At 74.4% G+C, this 18,646-nt stretch carries 13 protein-coding genes and 1 pseudogene; 8 read left to right on the forward strand and 6 right to left on the reverse strand.

Annotation, left to right across the window (positions count from 1 at the left end):
• Positions 1 to 217: 217 nt before the first annotated feature.
• Positions 218 to 703, forward strand: coding sequence for an N-acetyltransferase family protein (locus ACWGIF_RS29365; RefSeq protein WP_453501984.1), 486 nt, complete (start codon positions 218 to 220; stop codon positions 701 to 703).
• Positions 704 to 706: 3 nt separating this feature from the next.
• On the opposite strand, the gene ACWGIF_RS29370 is transcribed toward ACWGIF_RS29365, so the two are convergent.
• A complete protein-coding gene (locus ACWGIF_RS29370) occupies positions 707 to 1,987 on the reverse strand; it encodes a M14 family zinc carboxypeptidase (RefSeq protein ID WP_453501985.1) in 1,281 nt (426 codons plus the stop codon).
• Between the two features lie 234 nt (positions 1,988 to 2,221).
• Positions 2,222 to 4,570, reverse strand: coding sequence for a malto-oligosyltrehalose synthase (gene treY / locus ACWGIF_RS29375; protein WP_453501987.1), 2,349 nt, complete (start codon positions 4,568 to 4,570; stop codon positions 2,222 to 2,224).
• A gap of 82 nt (positions 4,571 to 4,652) precedes the next feature.
• Here treY and ACWGIF_RS29380 point away from each other — a divergent pair, with 82 nt between their 5' ends.
• Positions 4,653 to 5,939 carry an MFS transporter gene (locus ACWGIF_RS29380; RefSeq protein WP_453501988.1) on the forward strand — a complete coding sequence of 429 codons (1,287 nt, stop codon included), beginning with the start codon at positions 4,653 to 4,655 and terminating at the stop codon, positions 5,937 to 5,939.
• Here ACWGIF_RS29380 and glgX read toward each other — a convergent pair.
• Positions 5,924 to 8,038 carry a glycogen debranching protein GlgX gene (glgX, locus tag ACWGIF_RS29385; RefSeq protein WP_453501989.1) on the reverse strand — a complete coding sequence of 705 codons (2,115 nt, stop codon included), beginning with the start codon at positions 8,036 to 8,038 and terminating at the stop codon, positions 5,924 to 5,926. The genes ACWGIF_RS29380 and glgX overlap by 16 nt on opposite strands.
• A 286-nt stretch (positions 8,039 to 8,324) precedes the next feature.
• Between glgX and ACWGIF_RS29390 the strand changes: the two genes are divergently transcribed.
• Positions 8,325 to 9,602, forward strand: a complete 1,278-nt coding sequence (locus tag ACWGIF_RS29390; RefSeq protein WP_453501991.1) for an SAV2148 family HEPN domain-containing protein — start codon at positions 8,325 to 8,327, stop codon at positions 9,600 to 9,602.
• Between the two features lie 230 nt (positions 9,603 to 9,832).
• Entirely contained in the window at positions 9,833 to 10,552 is a 720-nt protein-coding gene (locus tag ACWGIF_RS29395) for an exonuclease domain-containing protein (protein WP_453502012.1), read from the forward strand.
• Positions 10,553 to 10,561: 9 nt separating this feature from the next.
• Here ACWGIF_RS29395 and ACWGIF_RS29400 read toward each other — a convergent pair whose 3' ends face one another.
• Positions 10,562 to 11,179 (reverse strand): hypothetical protein, encoded by a 618-nt coding sequence (locus ACWGIF_RS29400; protein ID WP_453501992.1) that lies wholly within the window; start codon positions 11,177 to 11,179, stop codon positions 10,562 to 10,564.
• 20 nt (positions 11,180 to 11,199) lie between these two features.
• Positions 11,200 to 12,066, reverse strand: coding sequence for a phosphotransferase enzyme family protein (locus ACWGIF_RS29405; protein ID WP_453501993.1), 867 nt, complete (start codon positions 12,064 to 12,066; stop codon positions 11,200 to 11,202).
• A 173-nt stretch (positions 12,067 to 12,239) separates the two neighbouring features.
• On the opposite strand from ACWGIF_RS29405, the gene ACWGIF_RS29410 reads away from it, so the two are divergent.
• From ACWGIF_RS29410 to ACWGIF_RS29420, 3 genes and pseudogenes are all read left to right on the forward strand, one after another.
• Entirely contained in the window at positions 12,240 to 14,453 is a 2,214-nt protein-coding gene (locus tag ACWGIF_RS29410) for an FUSC family protein (protein ID WP_453501995.1), read from the forward strand.
• A 12-nt stretch (positions 14,454 to 14,465) separates the two neighbouring features.
• Positions 14,466 to 15,718, forward strand: a pseudogene (gene mgt, locus ACWGIF_RS29415) (macrolide-inactivating glycosyltransferase).
• Positions 15,719 to 16,071: 353 nt separating this feature from the next.
• Positions 16,072 to 16,620 carry a DUF1697 domain-containing protein gene (locus ACWGIF_RS29420; protein WP_453501996.1) on the forward strand — a complete coding sequence of 183 codons (549 nt, stop codon included), beginning with the start codon at positions 16,072 to 16,074 and terminating at the stop codon, positions 16,618 to 16,620.
• 9 nt (positions 16,621 to 16,629) lie between these two features.
• On the opposite strand, the gene ACWGIF_RS29425 is transcribed toward ACWGIF_RS29420, so the two are convergent.
• Positions 16,630 to 17,475, reverse strand: a complete 846-nt coding sequence (locus ACWGIF_RS29425; RefSeq protein ID WP_453501997.1) for an aldo/keto reductase — start codon at positions 17,473 to 17,475, stop codon at positions 16,630 to 16,632.
• A 45-nt stretch (positions 17,476 to 17,520) separates the two neighbouring features.
• Here ACWGIF_RS29425 and ACWGIF_RS29430 point away from each other — a divergent pair, with 45 nt between their 5' ends.
• Positions 17,521 to 18,522, forward strand: a complete 1,002-nt coding sequence (locus ACWGIF_RS29430) for a ketopantoate reductase family protein (protein ID WP_453501998.1) — start codon at positions 17,521 to 17,523, stop codon at positions 18,520 to 18,522.
• The last annotated feature ends 124 nt before the right edge of the window (positions 18,523 to 18,646 follow it).

An 18,646-nucleotide genomic window follows, 5' to 3' on the forward strand; every position in this document is an offset into this window, starting at 1 on the left:
CCCGAGTACGTCCAGTACACGGGCGCCCCTCCGCCTTGCCGGGCACGGCACCGGACGCCGCGGGCTCGGCCGACAAGATCCGAAAGAGACGGCCTTGGTCGTCTCGTCGCCACCTTGACGACACTCCCGACGGCCCCCGGGAACCCGGGATCTGTGCGGAGCGGAGCCCGGGGACCCGCCGGTCGGCCGCGAGCAGCCACCGCGCAGGATGGCGGGCATGGAACAGACCTCTGTCATCCGCCGCGCCCGCGTCGGCGACCTGCCCCGCCTGGTCGAGCTCATGCACGAGCACATCGCCTACGAGAAGTCGGCGCCGCGCCCGCCGGACCTCGCCGCCCGGCTCGGCCCGCAGCTGTTCGCCGAGGGGGCCCGGCTGTGGGTGCTGCTCGCCGGGACACCGGACGGCGGGGTCGCCGGATACGCCGCCTGCTCGGCCGAGTTCTCCTTCTGGGACGCCCGGGACCACCTGCACCTGGACTGCCTCTACCTGGCGCAGGAGGCCCGCGGTCACGGCCTCGGCGCCGCCCTGATGGACGGCGTGGCGGGCCTGGCCCGCGAGCTCGGCCTCGACCACGTCCAGTGGCAGACCCCCGACTGGAACGAGGGTGCGATCCGCTTCTACGACCGGCTCGGGGCCACCGGGTCTTCCAAGCGCCGGTACGCCCTCCCCGTGGAGCCCGCCGCGAAGCCCGCCTCCTCCTGACGCTCAGGACGACCGGTCGGCCGCCACGAGGCGTTCGTAGGCGGCCAGTACGGTCCGGGACTGGTGTTCCACCTGGGTGGCCACCGGGACCCAGCGGGCTCCGAAACGGGCCGCGAAGTCCTCGCACCACCCGGTGACCAGCCGGTCCAGCCCGGGCGCCGCCGGATGATGCTGGGCCCGCAGGACCCGCAGCAGCATCGCGGCGGCGCGCAGCGACAGCCGCCGCCCGAAGGCGTCGATGCTGGCGACGTGCGCCGCCGTGGCCTCCGCGGGAGCCTCGGCGCCGGACCACTCGACGGTGATGCGGGGGATCAGGGCGAGCGTCCAGTCCACCGCGCGCAGCAGCGGCGCCGCGGCCGGGTCCTCGTACGGGACCGGACCCGGCCGGATCACCTCCCGCACCCCGGCGACGAGCGCGGCGTCCGCGGTGAGCCGCCGGGCCAGCATCCGCAGGGCGCCGCGCGGGTCGGGGTGCGGTGCGGGATCGTCCACCAGGTCGGAGGCCCACATGGGGACTTCGACGATCGCGGTGGTGCCGGCGTACCGGTGGGCGTGGTACCAGGTGCTGAGCCGGGTGTCCTCCGGGTGGAAGGCGCCGGCGGCCTCGCTCCCCGGCTGCGGGATCACGAAGATCCCCGGCCCCGGTGAGGGCCAGCCGGCGGCGTCCGAGGCCCCGTTCTCCACCGGGATGCGCAGTTCGGCGGCCGATTTGGCGAACGGCTCGGCGAGGCCCGGTATGTCCCGGGTGAGCTGGACCCAGGAGCCGCCGAGATCGGTGGCGTGCAGGGAGACCTGCAGGACGGGCCGCAGTTCGTCGATGAGCGCGGTCAGGGTCAGGGTTTCGGGCGGCAGCCGGTCCGGGGGCAGTAAAGACGGCGCCCACTCGGGCTGTTCGGGGCCGGGCGGCCGGAAGAAGCTCCGGTGGTAGTCCAGGAGTGAGTAAGGGTGGGGCGTACGGTGCAGGTCCGCGCCGTCCGGGTCGGCGCAGAGCAGGAAGTGCCAGTCGCAGCCGGCCCGCGGCGCCGGGTCGTGGAGGAGCCGCCGGGCGAGCGAGAGGGCGGTGGCGCCGCCGACGGGCTCGTTGGCGTGCGCCCCGGCCACGACGAGGACGGTGCGGCCGGCCCCGCGCGGCGCGGCGGCCGCGGCGAACGCGGCGACGGACAGGACCCAGAGCGGCTGCCCGCCCCGGGAGGTGCCGGCCTGGCGGAGCCGGACCTCGCCGGGGTGTTCGTCCGCCAGCGCGTGGGCGGCCAGCCCGAGTTCCCGCGGGGTGGGGTAGCACATGTCACGGAGGAGAGTCACAAGGAATGCCATGCCCGCCGGGCCCGCCGCCTACTGCTGCGCGGGCCCCGCAGTTCCCCGGATCGCGGGGGAATCCCCTGGCCAAAGCCGCGTCCGGGGGCCCTGCCCCCGGACTCCCGAGCCCTGAACGCCGGTGGGGCTGGATCTTTGAGCCCGGGCTGTCGCCGGCGCGGGCCGTGTCCCGCCCGGGGTGACGAAGGCTCACGCCCCGCAGGATCACCGGCGGAGCCAGACGCCCACGGGGTGCCCGTCCAGCAGGGCGGCCACCTCCGTCGCACCGCTGTGCGAAGGTCGGGGGTGCGGGTGCGGGTGCGGGTGCGGGTGCGAGTGCGAGTGCGGTGGGTGTGACGGGTGCGGGTGCGAGCCGCGGGGGTGCGCCGGCCGTGGGTGCGACGGCAGTGCGGGGGTCCACGTCCCCGGGGGCAGGTGCAGGCGGGTGCCGCGCCAGCCGCCCGACGCGGCGAGCCGGTGGGACAGCCGGGTGGCCGCCACCAGCAGGCCGGGGCCCCGGGTGAACGCCACCAGATGGTCCGCCGCCGGGCCGTGGGCCGACAGCGGCGCGTAGCCGTGGAAGAGTTCCGGCCGGTCCCGGCGCAGCCGCAGCAGCGCGGCCGTGAGGGCCAGCTTCTCCTCGGCCGGGCCGTCCGGTGAGGCCCCCGCGTCCAGGCGGGCCAGCGCTGCGCGCGGGAAGTGGGCCGGACGCCGGTTGTCGGGGTCCACCAGGGCCCGGTACTCCGTCTCCGTGCCCTGGTAGACCTCCGGGACCCCCGGCATCGCCAGGTGCAGCAGGGCCATGCCGAGCAGGTTGGAGCGGGCCGCCTCCGCCAGCTCCGCCGGCAGGTCCAGGGGCGCCGGGACGTACCCGGCGACGCTCGCCTCGTAGTCCTCGTCCTGGTCGGTCCAGCTGGTGCGCAGGGCGGCCTCGCGGACCGCCTTGATCAGGGCGTCGGACAGCCGGGGCACGGCCTCGGGGACCGGGCCCAGGCCCAGCGCGGTCTGGCGGGCCATCCAGGCCAGGTGGGGGTCGGGGCCCGCGGGGCCGCCCATCAGCTCCGGGGCCTGCGAGAGCGTCGAGATCCGGGCCCGGACGTCCGCACTGCGCTTGGTGTCGTGCGTGGACAGCACGGTCCCGGCCGCAGGCCAGTCCCGGGCCAGGGCCGCGCAGTACGCGTGGAACTCCTCGGCCGACACCGCCGGATCCCCCGGCTCCCCGCCGACCTCGGTGGCCGACAGCAGCGGCGCGTACCGGTAGAAGGCCCGGTCCTCCAGGGACTTGGCGCGCAGGGCCGCCGAGGTCTGGGCGAAGCGGGCGGCGAAGGCCGGATCCCCCAGAAGCAGCTCCCGTACACGGGCCACCGCGCCCTGACCGGCCACCGCGGCCGCCTGCTCCAGCGCCTGCGGCGGCAGCTCCGGGTCGCCGGGATACGGCCGGTAGACGGGAAAGGCGATCAGCAACTCCCGTACGGCCTCGGACAGCTCCGGCCCCGCCTGCCGCTCCAGCGCCCCCAGCTCGGCCGCCAGGTCCCCGGTCAGCACCTCCCGCGCGCAGGTCCGGGCGGCCTCCGGCCACTGCGGCAGGCCGGTGGACCGCCCGTAGCGGGCCGCCAGCTCCGCGGCCCCGGCCGGGTCGGTGAACACCCCGTCCACCCGGTGCAGCGCGTCGTACCCGGTGGTCCCCGCCACCGGCCAGGCGGCGGGCAGCCGCTCATGGCGGGCCAGGATCTTCTCGACCACCACCCAGCAGCCGTCCCCCGCCGCCGCACGCAGCCGTCCCAGGTACTCCCGCGGGTCCGCCAGGCCGTCCACGTGGTCGATCCGCAGCCCCTGGGCGACTCCGTCCCGGACCAGCTCCAGCACCTTCGCATGGGTGGCGGCGAACACCTCCGGGTCCTCCACCCGGACCCCGATCAAATCCGAAATCGTGAAGAATCTCCGGTAGTTGAGGTCGGTCCGGGCCTCGCGCCACCAGGCCGGCCGGTACCACTGCGCGGCGAGCAGCTCGGGCAGCGCCAGTCCCGCCGTCCCCTCCCGCAGCGGGAACTCCTGCTCCCCGTAGCGCAGCACCCCGCCGTCGGCCCGCAGGTCGCAGGAGTCCACCGGCCCGGCGAGCACCGGCAGCAGCACCTGCCCGCCGCCCGCCTCCCAGTCGATGTCGAACCAGCGGGCGTACGGGGAGGCGGGCCCGTCCCGCAGCACCTCCCAGAGCGGCCTGTTCAGGCGCAGCGGCGTCGGCACCGCCATGTGGTTGGGCACGATGTCGAGGACCAGGCCGAGCCCGTGCGCCCGGGCGGTCCGGGCCAGGGCGCGCAGGCCCGGCTCGCCGCCGAGCTCGTCCCGCACGCGGGAATGGTCGGTGACGTCGTAGCCGTGCGCCGAACCGGGCACCGCCTCCAGCACGGGGGAGAGGTGCAGGTGTGACACGCCGAGCGAGGCGATGTACGGCACGGCTGCCTCGGCCGCCGCGAAGGGGAACTCCGGACGCATCTGGAGGCGGTAGGTCGACGCCGGGGTGACGGATGCCGGAACACTAGATTCCGATTCGATGGTCGCGCGCGGCTGGCTCATGAGAACGTACGTACCCAGCCTGCGGGATTCCGTGCCATGACCCAATGCATCCGAGTGACTGCACCGGGTTAGTGTTGATCAAGTGGTTGGAACCGTCAACACCTATCGACACGTCATAGCCCTGACCGGGCCCCTACTTCCGCTCGTCTCATTCCTCGCCCGCCTGCCCGTCGCGATGTCCCAGTTCGGCAGCTTCCTGCTGGTCGCCCACACCAGCGGATCGCTCGCCACCGCCGGCCTGGTCGGCGGCGCCCTCTCCCTCGGCCAGGTCCTCTTCGGACCCGTCCTCGGCCTGCTCGCCGACCGGCACGGACAGCGGCCCGTCGTGCTGGCCGCCGCCGCCGTGAACGCCGTGGCCACCACCGCACTGGTCGCCGGCGCGCTCACCCACCTCGCGACCCTCCCGCTCGCCGCGATCGGCGCCCTCACCGGCGCCTCCGTACCGCTGATCGGGCCGCTCGCCCGTACCCGCTCCGTCGCCCTGGCCCACCGCGCCAAGTCGGACGAGAGCGTCGTGGGCGCCGTCCACGCGCTCGAAGGCACCCTCGACGAGGTCTCCTTCGTCTTCGGCCCCGCTCTGGTCGGGCTCGCCGCGCTCCTCGCGCACCCTGCCTTCGCCCTCGCCGGCGCCGCCGGACTCGTCGCCGTCTTCGGCACCGTCTACGCGCTGCACCCGACCGCCGCCGTCACGGCCGGGGCACCCGCGCCGGACCGGGGCACGGAAAGCCGCGTCCGGCCGCCCGGCGTGGTGTACGCCGTGCGCGGCTCCCTCGCCCTCCAGGGAGCCATGTTCGGTGCCTGCCAGGCGGGCATCACCGCGCTGACCCTGCGCCTCGGCGTCCCGGACCAGGCCGCCGTCGTCTACTCCGCGATGGGCGTCGTCAGCGCCGCCGTGGGCCTCTCGCTCGGCGCGCTGCCCGCCCGCTTCGGACTGCGGCTGCGCTGGCGCGTGGCGACCGGAGCGGCCCTGGTGCTCTCGGTGCCGCTGCTGTTCACCGACGGCCTGTGGCCGCTGTACGCCGTCGTCACCGTGCTCGGGGCCGCCTACGCACCCCACCTGATCACCGCCTTCGCGCTGACGGAACGGGCCGTGGAGCCGGCCCGGCTCTCCGCGTCGATGGCCTTCGCCGCCAGCTGCCTGGTGGCCGGACAGGCCACGGCCCTGGTCCTCTGCGGCCGCCTCGCCGAGCGGTACGGCCCCACCGGGGCCTTCGCCGTGGCCGTCGGGGCGGCCGCGCTCTGCCTCGCCCTCGCCCTCGTCACCCGGGTGCCCGCTGCCCGTACGCACACCGCCGGGGCCTGCGTCCCGGTTCGCCGGACCACCTCGCCGCCGGCAGGGGGGAGCGGCGCCGCCTACGCCGGGCGCTGAAGGACCACCAGGCACCGCCCCGTCAGCGCCACCCGGTCCCCGGCCGCATACTGCGGCCCGGTGCCGGGTGGCAGCACATCCGCCCGCGCCGTGTCGACCACCAGCCGCCACTGCGCGCCGTGCCCCGCCGGAATCGTGAAGTCCTGCGGCTCCGCACCCGCGTTGAACATCAGCAGGAACGAGTCGTCGACGATCCGCTCCCCGCGGGTGCCCGGCTCGGAGATCGCCTCCCCGTTGAGGAAGACGGTCAGCGCCCGCGCGTGCTGCGCCTGCCAGTCGCGCGCCCTCATCTCCTCCCCGTGCGGGGTGAACCACGCGATGTCGGAGAGCTCGTCGTGGGTGCCCTCCACCGGCCGGCCGTGGAAGAACCGGCGCCGCCGGAAGACCGGGTGGTCGCGGCGCAGCCACACCATCCGCCGGGTGAACTCCAGCAGGGACGGCGGCGGTTTGCCGGGCTCCGGCCAGCTCACCCACGACAGCTCGTTGTCCTGGCAGTAGGCGTTGTTGTTGCCGCCCTGGGTACGGCCGAACTCGTCGCCGTGGCTCAGCATCGGCACCCCCTGCGACAGCATCAGGGTGGCCGTGAAGTTGCGCATTTGGCGCTCGCGCAGCTGCAGGACCTCCGGGTCCTCGGTCGGCCCCTCCACCCCGCAGTTCCAGGACCGGTTGTGGGCCTCGCCGTCCCGGTTGCCCTCCCGGTTGGCCTCGTTGTGCTTCTCGTCGTACGAGACCAGGTCGTGCAGGGTGAAACCGTCGTGGCAGGTGGTGAAGTTGATGGACGCCAGCGGCCGCCGCCCGTCGTCCTGGTAGAGGTCCGAGGAGCCGGTCAGCCGCCCGGCGAACTCGGCGAGCGTGCGCGGCTGCCCGCGCCAGAGGTCCCGTACGGTGTCGCGGTACTTGCCGTTCCACTCGGTCCACAGCGGCGGGAAGTTGCCCACCTGGTAGCCGCCCTCGCCCAGGTCCCACGGCTCGGCGATCAGCTTCACCTGGCTGACCACCGGATCCTGCTGGACCAGGTCGAAGAACGACGACAGCCGGTCCACCTCGTGGAACTGGCGGGCCAGCGTCGCGGCCAGGTCGAAGCGGAAGCCGTCCACGTGCATCTCGGTGACCCAGTAGCGCAGCGAGTCCATGATCAGCTGGAGTACGTGCGGGGAGCGCATCAGGAGCGAGTTCCCGGTGCCGGTGGTGTCCATGTAGTGGCGGGGATCGTCCGCCAGCCGGTAGTACGAGGCGTTGTCCAGGCCGCGGAAGGACAGCGTCGGGCCCAGGTGGTTCCCCTCCGCGGTGTGGTTGTAGACCACGTCCAGGATCACCTCGATGCCGGCCTCGTGCAGGGCCCGGACCGCCGACTTGAACTCCAGCACCTGCTGGCCGCGGTCGCCCGAGGCGTAGCCGTTGTGCGGGGCGAAGAAGCCGATGGTGTTGTAGCCCCAGTAGTTGCTCAGCCCGTCGTTGACCAGCCGGTGGTCGTTGACGAACTGGTGCACCGGCATCAGCTCCAGCGCCGTCACCCCGAGCTTGGCGAGGTGGCCGATGACCGCCGGGTGCGCGAGCGCCCCGTACGTGCCGCGCAGCTCCTCGGGAAGGTCCGGATGGCGCATGGTCAGACCCTTGACGTGGGCCTCGTACAGCACGGTGTGGTGGTACTCGTGGCGCGGCGGCCGGTCGTTGGCCCAGTCGAAGTACGGATTCACCACGACCGAGCTCATGGTGTGCGGGGCGGAGTCCAGGTCGTTGCGCGAATCGGGCCGGCCGAAGTGGTAGCCGTACACCTGTTCGCCCCAGGCGACGCTGCCGCTGATCGCCCGCGCGTACGGGTCCAGCAGCAGCTTCGCCGCGTTGCAGCGCAGCCCGCGCTCGGGCTCGTAGGGGCCGTGGACACGGAAGCCGTAGCGCTGGCCCGGCATCACCCCGGGCAGGTACGCGTGACGGACGAAGGCGTCCGTCTCGCGCAGTTCCACGGCGGACTCCGAACCGTCGTCGTGGAGGAGGCACAGCTCGATGCGTCGGGCGGCCTCGGAGTAGACCGCGAAGTTGGTGCCGGCGCCGTCGTAAGTGGCGCCGAGCGGATACGCCTGTCCAGGCCAGACCTGCATAGATAACGACTCTTCCCGCGTTGTCGGTGGGTGTCCCGGCTGATCCGGCGTGGACCACGTCACTGCCCGATCTTCCCCGAAAGAGGGGCTCCATGCGCGGACTTGGGAGGGGTCCTACCGGGTGACCCGCAGAGCTGATAGGCGGGTCAGCGGACTGTGTGTGCATCCGATAATGGGTCAACGGGCAGCCGGTGTAAGGGCCATCGGGCTGCAGCGGGCCGCGCGCGCGGAGTACCCTTCCGTGATCACTGGAGACGGGCGTCCAGACGCAGAAGGCGGTGCACGGGTGAGCTCGGGAGGTCTGGAGCTGCCCCCTGGTGACAGCAGTCACGAGGGTGGCCCGGCGGACGCCCCAGGGGGTGTCCCCGGCGGGGCCCCGGCGGGAATCGCGGCCGGTGCGGTCTCCCTGGCGGGCGGACCGGCGGCGGCCGGGAGCGTACGGGCCGGCGCCGAGCTGGACTGGAGTACGGAGGCCTGGAGCGAGGTCCGTACCCGGGCCCAGCGGGCCGGCCGGGCGTACATCTGGCTCAACCTGATCGAACAGCGCTTGCGCTCGGTGGTCGGGGCCGTGCTGCGGCCGATCTACGAGCCGGTGCACGGCGGGGACGACTGGGTGGTCGCCGCCGCCGGGCCCGCCGGGCAGGAGTGGGTGCAGCGGGCCGTGGCCGTGCGCGAGGTCAGCCGGCGCAAGGGCTACCTGCTCGACTCGGCCGACGACAACGTGCTGAGCTTCCTGACCCTGCCCCAGCTGCGGGAGCTGATGGTCCAGCACTGGCCCTGCTTCGAGCCGTACTTCGACGACCGGCGCGAGATCGAGCTGGCCCTGGACGAGCTGGAGGTCACCCGCAACGTCGTCTCCCGCAACCGGGCGCTGTCGCGGCCCGTGCTGGAGCAGGCGGAGCGGGCCTCGGCGCGGCTGCTGGAGGTGCTGGGCGGGGGCGCCGGAAGCCCCTCGGCCGACCGGCTGCCGATCGACGCCGTCGAGGACCTGGTGGGCGACCGGTACGCGGACGTCGTCTCCGTCCACCCGGACCGGGTGCGACTGCAGCGCCAGCTCCCGGCCGAGGACCTCTTCGGCGGCGCGCGGCGGCTCGACGCCATCGGCATAGGGCTCAACCTGCTGGTCCAGAACTTCTCGGGCCGAAGACTCGTCCGGCTCACGGAGGCCGGCTGCCGCGTGCGGCTGCTGTTCCTGAACCCGGCGAGCAGCGCGGTCAAGCGGCGCGAGCGCGAACTGGGTCTGCGCAAGGGCGAGCTGAGCCGCTCGGTGGAGATGAACATCCTGCACGTCCGCCGGGTCCGGGCCGGGCTGCGGGATCCCTCCCGCTTCGAGATCCACGTCTTCGACGAGACCCCGCGCTTCACCGCCTACTTGGTGGAGGGGCAGAACTCGGGCATCGCCGTGGTCCAGTCGTACCTGCGGCGCGCGCGGGGCATGGAGTCCCCCGTCCTGGTGCTGCGGGGCGGCGGGCGCGGAGTGCCGAAGGACGCGGACCACGGGCTGTTCACGACGTACCGGGAGGAGTTCGAGTCGATGTGGGAGGACTCCCGCCCGGTGTCGTGAGGTCCGTGCGGTCTGCTCTGCGATGTCTGTGCGGCCCGTGAGGCTCGTGCGGCTCCTGAGGCTCGTGCGGTCCCTGAGGTCTGCGAGGGCAGCGAGGCCCAGGAGGTCCGTGAGGCCCGTGAGGCCCCCCGAGGGGGGCGTCGTCCGGCTTGTCAGTGCCCCGTGGCAGGCTGAAAGCCGTTGACCGAAGGTGTACGGGGGAGGGGCACGGGGTGGAGGACTGGCGCGGCATGGGGGACTGGCACGGCGGTGTGCTGATCGGGTTCGACCTGGAGACGACCGGCACGGAGCCGGGGGAGTCGCGGATCGTGACGGCGGCCTTGGTCGAGGTGCGGGACGGAGCGGTGCGCGAGCGGCGCGGCTGGCTCGCGGACCCGGGGATACCGATCCCGGAAGGCGCCTCGGCGATCCACGGGATCAGCACGGAGCGGGCGGTCGCAGAGGGCCGCCCGGTGCGGGAGGTCGCGGACGAGGTCGCGCGGGCGCTGGTCGGGCACTGGCGGGCGGGCGCGGTGGTCGTCGCCTACAACGCGGCCTTCGACCTGACCCTGCTCACCGCCGAACTGGCCCGGCACGGGCTGCCGTCGCTGGCCGACCGGCTGGGCGGGGCGGAGACCGGGCCGGTGGTGGACCCGCTGACCATCGACCGGGCCGTGGACCGCTACCGGCGGGGCAAGCGGACCCTGGAAGCGGTCTGCGGGGTGTACGGGGTCACCCTCGACGACGCGCACGACGCGGGGGCGGACGCGCTGGCCGCGGTCCAGGTGGCCCGGGCGATAGCCGAGCGCCACCCGGAGGTGGCGGCGCTGACCCCGGCCGACCTGCACGCCCGGCAGGGCACCTGGCACGCGCGCTGGGCCCGGGACTTCCAGTCGTACCTGCGCCGGCAGGGCACCCCGGACGCGGTGATCGACACGGCCTGGCCGCTGCGCGGTCTGGTCCCGGCCTGAGCCGCGAGGCTACGCCTGCCACGCCTGGCTGTACTCGATGTGGATCTCGCGCGCCCCGTCGTCGCCCGAGCGCAGGGTTGCGCAGTAATGCCGGTCGGGCGAAGCGTCGAGGGCGTGTCGCGGGCCGCGGTCGGCGACTTCGCGGAAGGCCCCGGCGGTCTCCCGGAACACCTTCGCGCTGCCCGTCATGAACAGCGTCTCGGCGTGGAGGTGCTGGTGGAACAGGTCGCGGTTCTCCGCGTGGTGCAGGGCCGCGTGGTCGGTCTCCGGATCCGAGGCGGGCACGGAGACGCTCTGGCGGAGCCCCGGCCCGAGCCTGCCCCGCAGCTGCTTCCAGCGCGAGGGCGCGAACTGCAGCGAATGGTGCAGCAGGACGAGGTCGAGCGGGCGGGTCCCGGCTTCCGGGGCGCCGGCGCGACGCAGCGGCAGATGGATCAGTGAGCGCGGCGAGGTGGCGGCCAGCTTCCACAGCCCGGCCATGAGCCGCGCGGCCGCCTCGTCGACGTAGGCGTTGAGGAACCAGCCGTCGTCCAGGAGCACCGCGTGCTCCAACGGGCGGGCCGGGCGGACGACTCTGAACTCCTGGGGGCCGAGCCGGGCCCGGTGGACGGTGACGGGAAACTCCATGGTCACTTGGTATCCGGATCCTAGAACGAACGCCACTGCGTTTTCCGGTCGCCGTCCCTGAGGGAGGCCACGCGGCGGCGGAACTCGGCCAGTGCCCCGGGGTTGGCGGGGGCGTGCTGGGCGACCCAGGCGCAGCTGGCCGTCTCCCGGGCTCCGCGCAGGACCGCGCAGCCCGCCCAGTCGCGCACGTCCCACCCGTACGCCGCCACGAACGCCCCGTACTCCTCGGCGGGCATGCCGTACCGGTCACGGGAGAGGGCCATCACCACCAGGTCGTGCTCGCGCAGGTCGGCCGACACGGTCTCCAGGTCGACCAGGGCCGGACCGTCCGGACCCACGTGGACGTTGCGGGGGAGGGCGTCGCCGTGCACGGTGCCCGGCCGGAGGTGCGGGGTCAGGGCCGCCACCTCACCGGCGTAGGCGTCCCGGCGGGCCCGCAGGTACGCCGCGTCGGCCGGGTCGACGGCGTCCCCCGCCAGCCGCAGCCAGCGCTCGACCCCCACCAGCAGGTCCCGCGCGGGGAGGACGAACGGCGGCTCGGGCAGGGCGTGGACGGCGCGCAGCAGCACCGCCAGGTCCGCAGGGCCGGCGGGTCGCACCGCGTCCGGGAGCCGGTGCCAGAGGGTCAGCGGGTGCCCGTCCACCAGCCGCGGCTCCGGCTCGGCCGGGCGGACCGCCGGGACCCCGGACGCGGCGAACCATGCGGCCACCGCGAGTTCCCGTTCGGCCCGCTCCAGCAGCGACGCCTCCCGGCCCACCTTCACCACCAGGTCACCGACGGCGAAGACGGCGTTCTCGCCAAGCGCGAGGAGGACCGGTGCCCGGCTCGCGTCCCCCTGCGCGAGGCCCGCCCCCGTCAGTACGTCCCTGGCCCGCGCCTCGTCCATGCCGCTGGTCTCGCCCTTCGCCGGGTGCGGAGTGGTCGTGTCCGCCGTGCGCTTTCGCGGTTCTGTTCTACCACCGTCCGGCCGGGGCGGGCGGGGGAGCGTCGGGGCGCCCGTCGGACCGGCACCCGAGCCGGCGTGTGGTGGCTTCCGGCGGGCGGTCCGATGCTGGAGTCATGGGTGCCGAACGTGACGGACGCGCCCGCCGCGGCCCGGCGAGCGTGACGCGGCGCGCCCTGCGCACCACCCTTGCGGCGTGTGTCGCGTTCTTCGTCTGCCTGTACGGCCTGGACCGGCCCGTGGCGGCGACGTACGCCCTCTTCGGGGTGGTGTCCATGGCCGCCCTCTCCCATATCCCGGGCACCGGGCGCCAGCGGGCGGCCGTACTGGTCAGGACGGCGCCCGTGGCCGCCGTGCTGATCGTGTTCGGCACCTACCTCGCGGTACGGACCTGGAGCGCCGTGGCCGGCATGCTGCTGATCGGCTTCCTCCTGGCCTTCGTGGCCGCGGCCGGGCCCCGCGCGGCGGGCGCCGCTCCCGGGCTGCAACTGCTCTACATCCTGCCGTGCTTCCCGCCCTATGCGCCGGACACACTCGACGAGCGGCTCGCCGGGGCGATGTCCGGCCTCGCGCTGCTGGTCCTCGCCGAGATCTTCGTACTGCCCGAGCAGCCCGGCCCCTCCTATCGGCGGCTGGCCGCCGAGGCGGCCGACACCGCCGCGCGCTGCGCCGCCGAGCTGCGCCGTGCGCCGTACACGCTGTCCGCCGCCTCGACGGAGGCGGCCCTGGCGGCCGGTGAGGCGCTGCGTCCCTCCCGGGTCGACGAGGCCGACCGGCCCGCCGGGCCGGGGTTGCGGGACCGCGCCCTCGCCCACGCGGGCCTGGCCGCGCGCACCCTCCTCCACCGCATGGCGAGGCTTCCCGCGCCGCCCCCGGGCGGGCTGCCGCCGGAGCAGGGGCCCGAGGTGCTGATCGCGGTCGGCCGGGCCGCCGCCGAGACCGCCGCGCTGCTGGACGGCGAGGACGACGCGACCGACGCGGCCGGGACCCTGCGGCGGGTACGGGCGCGGGCCACGGCCGCGGCGGCTCTGGAAGAGTCCTCGACCCCCGCGCGGGGCCGCCGACGGGCGGCGCTCCTGGAGGTGGCGGACGCCACGGTCGCCTTCACGACGGCGGCCGAACTGGCGGTGCGGGGCCGGAGCGCGCGGGTGCCGGCCGAGACCGACGCCGCCCGCTTCTGGTACGCCGGCCACCTCGCGCCCCGCCTGTGGTGGCACCGGCTGGCAGCCCACGCCGGCCCCCGGTCGGTGTACTTCCAGAACGCCGTCCGGATCAGCCTCGCGCTCGCGGCCGCCCGTACGATCGCGGGCGTCGAGTCGCTGCCCCACGGCTTCTGGGCGATGCTGGCCGTCCTCAGCCTGACCCGCACCACGGCCGCCCAGACCCGGGCCACCGTACGCCAGGCGCTCACCGGCACGCTCGTCGGCGCCCTGACGGCCGCGGCCGTACTGACCCTGGTCGGCGGTCGCACCACCGTCTACGCCGTCGCGCTGCCGTTCGTCATGCTGATCGCCTTCCGGGTGGGGCCGGTTCGGGGGGTGGGCTGGGCCCAGGCCATGTTCACCCTCGTCGTGTCGTTCGTCTTCGCACAGCTCGCGCCCGTGACGTGGCGGCTGGCCGAGATCAGGATCCTGGACGTGATCGTCGGCAGCCTGATCGGCATCGTGTTCGGGCTGCTCGCCTGGCCGCGGGGGGCGCAGGAGGAATTGCGCCGGGCGGTCGCCCTGCTGCTGACGAGGGAGGCCGAGACGGTCGAGGGCACCACGGCCGCGGTGGCGGCGGGCCGGCCGGGGAACACCCCCGACGACAGGCCGCTCCAGCACGCGCTGACACTGGCGGAGTCGGCGTACGCGCAGCACCTGAGCGAGCCCCGGGTGCCCGCCGACGCCGCGCCGGACTGGCAGGCGGCCATGATGTCGGGCCATCACGTGCTGTGGGGCTCGCGCCGCCTCCTCGCCTACGGAGGCCCGCCCCTCCTCCCGGAGAACGCCTCGCTGCTGCACGACCGCTCGGTCACGGTGACCACCAGCATGCAGGCAGCGGCGGACCGCGCGGCCCCATCCCCGCCGGACCTGCCGGGCGCGCCACCCCCGCCGGACCTGCCGTCGACCGGACCTCCTGCCGCCGGCCCCGCCACCGGACGGGCTGCCGGAGACGCCGAGTCGGGCGCGGGCGGTGACGCGGGCGACGGGGGCGGGACGGCGGGTGCGGAGCCGGGTGTGGGGCCGCCTCGGTTCTTCGCCGCTCTCATCTGGCTGGACTCGCTCACCACGGATGTCGAGCGCATCGCGGCGCCCGGCGGCCCCCGGGCTCGGGCCCGTACGGGCTGATTCCGCGGCCGTGTGGCGCGAAAGAAGTTGCACGAGACGTATCGTCTCGCTATGGTCCGATCATGACCTCAGCCAAGCCCGCACACATCGCCATGTTCTCCATCGCCGCCCACGGCCACGTGAATCCGAGCATCGAGGTGATCCGGGAACTCGTCTCGCGTGGGCACCGCGTCAGCTACGCCATCCCCGCCGCCTTCGCCGAGAAGGTCGCGGAGACCGGCGCCACGCCCGTCGTCTACACCTCCACCCTCCCCACCGACGATGACCCGGAGGCCTGGGGCACCGAGCTCATCGACAACCTGGAGCCGTTCCTGAAGGACGCCGTCCAGGCGCTCCCGCAGCTCGCCGCCGCCTTCGAAGGTGACGAGCCGGACCTCGTCCTCCACGACATCACCTCCTATCCGGCGCCCGTGCTCGCCCACCGGTGGGGAGTCCCCGCCGTCTCCCTCTCCCCGAACATCGTCGCCTGGGAGGGCTACGAACAGGAGGTCGCCGAGCCGATGTTCGCCGAGCTGAAGGCGTCCCCGCGCGGCCGGGCGTACTACGCGGCGTTCGCGGCCTGGCTCACCGAGAACGGCCTCGGCGACCAGGTCGACCGCTTCCAGGGCCGCCCTCGCCGCAGCCTCGTCCTGATCCCCAAGGCGCTCCAGCCCCACGCCGACCGCGTCGACGCATCCGTGTACACCTTCGTCGGCGCCTGCCAGGGCGACCGCACCGCGACCCAGGGCACCTGGAGCAGGCCCGCGACCGCCGTCGGCAAGAAGGTGGTACTGGTCTCGCTCGGCTCCGCCTTCACCAAGCAGCCCGCCTTCTACCGCGCCTGCATCGACGCCTTCGCGGACCTGCCCGACTGGCACGTCGTCCTCCAGATCGGCACGTTCACCGACGAGGCCGACCTGGGCGAGATCCCCGCCCACGTCGAGGTCCACCGCTGGGTTCCCCAGCTGGACATCCTGCGCCAGGCCGACGCCTTCATCACCCACGCGGGCGCCGGCGGCAGCCAGGAGGGGCTCGCCACCGCCACCCCGATGGTCGCCGTCCCGCAGGCCGTCGATCAGTTCGGCAACGCCGACATGCTGGTCTCGCTCGGCGTGGCGCGGCACGTGCCCATGGCCGAGGCCGACGCCGCGACCCTCCGGGAGGCGGTCCTCGCACTGGTCGCCGACCCCGGCGTCGCCGCCCGCGCCGAGGCCGTCCGCGCGCAGATGGCCACCGAGGGCGGCACACGTCAGGCCGCCGACCTCATCGAGGCCGAACTGCCGTAGCCGCCACCCCGACTACGGCAGTCGGCTGGTCCGCGGCCGACTCGGTGGCGCGGGCCGGGCGGTCACGACCGTGAGCCGATAAGCCGTCACGCATCACTCCTCCGTCGCCCCTTGCAAAGGGGCTGGTCCATGCCGGGCACGCCGACGATCCGACGACGACTCAAGGCGCCCCGCAGCCGGCCCCGACGGGTCCGCGCCACGAGCGCCCCCGCCGCTTGCTGCCCTGCGGGACCGGGACACCCCGGGGGCGGCCTCGTTCTGCCGCTGACGACACATCCGGGCCCCGGCCGCCCCCGACATCGCACCGGACAACCCGCCGACTTCATCGACACCTCGGGCCCTAGGGTGCCCCCATGACGAAGAAATACGCGGCGCTGCTGCGCGGGATCAATGTCGGCGGGAGCAGGAAGGTCCCGATGGCGGAGCTGCGCTCCCTGCTGGAGGGGCTCGGCCACGGCGACGTGCAGACGTATCTGCAGAGCGGCAACGCCGTCTTCAGCAGCGCCAAGGAGGACCCGGCGGCACTCGCCCGGGAGATGGAGACGGCCATCGAGGACCACTTCGGGTTCCGGGTGGCGTGCCTGGTGGTGGACGGCGCGTACCTGCGCGCCGTCGCCGAGGCGTGCCCCTTCCCGGCCGCGGAGCTGGAGGGCAGGCAGCTCCACGCCACCTTCTTCTCCGAACAGCCCGGCGCCGAGCGCTTCGCCGCGCTCGACGAAGCGGCGTACCTCCCCGAGGAGTACCGGCTCGGCGACCGCGTCCTCTATCTCTATGCCCCCGACGGACTGGGCCGCTCCAAACTGGCCGAGGCCCTCGCCAGGCCCGCCGTCGTCAAGGGCATCGACGCGACCACCCGCAACTGGAACACCGTCGCCAAGCTCGTGGCGCTGACCGGAGCCTGACACCGCCCCTCAGGCGAGCGCGTCCAGCAGCTCCAGTTCCCGCGCGGAGAGGTCGATCGTCGCGGCGTCCAGGTTCTCCGCCAGGTGGACGGGGGAACCGGTGCCCGGCGTCGGGCACAGCACGGGGGAGTGGTGCAGCAGCCACGCCAGGGCGATCTGGCCCGGACCCGCGCGGTGGGCCGCGGCCACCGAGGTGACGGCGGCCGCGCTCTCGCGGGTGAGGGCGCCGCTCCCCAGGGGGTGGTAGGGGAGGAACGCGATCCCGTGCGCCTCGCACAGCGCGAGCACCTCCGCCGAGCCGCGGTCCAGCAGGTTGTAGGAGTTCTGCACCGAGGCGATCGGGGCGGACTCCCGTGCCAGCCGCAGCTGCCCGGCGGTGACGGTGTCCAGTCCGATGTGCCGGATCTTGCCCTCCGCCCGCAACTCGGACAGAAGGCCCAGCTGTTCGGTCATCGGCACGGCGGGGTCGAAGCGGTGCAACTGGTAGAGGCCGATCCGGTCGGTGCGCAGACGCCGCAGGCTCGCGTCGCACTGCTGCCGCAACTGCTCCGGGCGGCCCGCCACGTGCCACTGGTCGGGCCCCGTGCGCACGACCCCGCCCTTCGTGGCGACGACGAGTTGCTCCCCGTACGGGTACAGGGCTTCGGCGATCAGCTCCTCGGCCAGGTCGGGGCCGTAGTTGTCGGCGGTGTCGATGAGGGTCACCCCACGCTCCACCGCGGTGTGCAGCAGCGCCCTGGCCTCGGCCCGCCCGCCGCGCGGGCCCCAGAAGCCCGGACCGACCAGGCCGCCCGTACCGAAGCCGAGCCGCCGTACGGGCAACTCCCCACCGAGATCCAGTACCTCGTTCACCATGCCCCGACGGTAACGCAGGGGGCGGGATGTGCCAGGCTCGTGGACATGCGTTACATCATCATCGGCGCGGGCGCGGTCGGCGCCACCATCGGCGGACGGCTCGCGGAGGCGGACGGCGAGGTCGTACTCGTCGCACGCGGTGAGCACGCCCAGGCCCTGCGGGCCGACGGGCTGCGGCTCACGACGGCCGACGGGACCAGGGTGCACCGGCTCCCGGTGGTCACCGGGCCGGAGGAGCTGGGCGAACTGCAGCCGGACGACGTGCTGTTGCTGTCGGTGAAGACCCAGGACGCGATCGCCGCGCTCGACGCGTGGGGCGACGCGGAGGTCGCGGGCGGCGGCACGGCGGCGCAGCGGCTGCCGGTGCTGTGCGCGCAGAACGGCGTGGAGAGCGAGCGGCTGGCGCTACGGCGCTTCGCGCGCGTGTACGGGATGTGCGTATGGCTGCCCGCGACCTTCCTGGAGCCGGGCGTGGTCTCGGCGCTGTGCACGCCGCTGACCGGCATCCTGCACCTGGGCCGGGCGGCGGGCGGCACGGACGCGGTGTCCCGAGCCGTCGCGGCGGACCTCGGGAAGGCCGGCTTCGAGGCGCCGCTCGTCGAGGACGTGATGAGGTGGAAGTACGCGAAGCTGCTGGGGAACCTGGGCAACGCGATCCAGGCCACGACCGGACCGGAGCCCGAGCCGGCGAAGGCGGCGCTGCTGTTGCGGGCCGTGCGCGAGGCGAAGGCGGCCTACGGTGCGGCGGGCATCGCGTACGCCTCGGACGCCGAGCAGTCGCAGGCGCGCGACGGCAAGGTGGACCAGCCGGCGGGGGTGCGGGGCGGGTCCTCCTGGCAGAGTCTGGCGCGGGGGACGGGTTCGGTGGAGGCGGACTACCTCAACGGGGAGATCTGCCTGCTGGGCCGGCTGCACGGGGTCCCGACCCCGGTCAACGACGTCCTGCGGCACGCGGCGAACATCTTCGCGCGGGAGTCGCTGCCGCCGGGTGCGATGTCCATCGCCGACCTGACGGCCCTGGCCGACGAGGCCGCCGCCCGCGCTTGAGACCCGCCCGGGGTCTGGGCCGGCTCCGGGCGCCGCCGAAGGTCTTGCACCGCCACCGCCACCGCCACGGCCACGGCCACGCCCCGGCCATAGGACACCAACACCCGGACGGGCACCCGCTGGT

Source organism: Streptomyces sp. NPDC054849 (assembly GCF_053610945.1).

What these genes read in the sequence shown, in the direction of transcription:
- ACWGIF_RS29430 (WP_453501998.1), top strand. Translation starts at nt 17,521, where the DNA reads ATGCGTTACATCATCATCGGCGCGGGCGCGGTCGGCGCCACCATCGGC.
- ACWGIF_RS29365 (WP_453501984.1), top strand. Translation starts at nt 218, where the DNA reads ATGGAACAGACCTCTGTCATCCGCCGCGCCCGCGTCGGCGACCTGCCC.
- glgX (WP_453501989.1), bottom strand. Translation starts at nt 8,038, where the DNA reads ATGCAGGTCTGGCCTGGACAGGCGTATCCGCTCGGCGCCACTTACGAC.
- ACWGIF_RS29405 (WP_453501993.1), bottom strand. Translation starts at nt 12,066, where the DNA reads ATGGACGAGGCGCGGGCCAGGGACGTACTGACGGGGGCGGGCCTCGCG.
- ACWGIF_RS29425 (WP_453501997.1), bottom strand. Translation starts at nt 17,475, where the DNA reads ATGGTGAACGAGGTACTGGATCTCGGTGGGGAGTTGCCCGTACGGCGG.
- ACWGIF_RS29410 (WP_453501995.1), top strand. Translation starts at nt 12,240, where the DNA reads ATGGGTGCCGAACGTGACGGACGCGCCCGCCGCGGCCCGGCGAGCGTG.
- ACWGIF_RS29400 (WP_453501992.1), bottom strand. Translation starts at nt 11,179, where the DNA reads ATGGAGTTTCCCGTCACCGTCCACCGGGCCCGGCTCGGCCCCCAGGAG.
- treY (WP_453501987.1), bottom strand. Translation starts at nt 4,570, where the DNA reads ATGAGCCAGCCGCGCGCGACCATCGAATCGGAATCTAGTGTTCCGGCA.
- ACWGIF_RS29370 (WP_453501985.1), bottom strand. Translation starts at nt 1,987, where the DNA reads ATGTGCTACCCCACCCCGCGGGAACTCGGGCTGGCCGCCCACGCGCTG.
- ACWGIF_RS29420 (WP_453501996.1), top strand. Translation starts at nt 16,072, where the DNA reads ATGACGAAGAAATACGCGGCGCTGCTGCGCGGGATCAATGTCGGCGGG.
- ACWGIF_RS29395 (WP_453502012.1), top strand. Translation starts at nt 9,833, where the DNA reads ATGGGGGACTGGCACGGCGGTGTGCTGATCGGGTTCGACCTGGAGACG.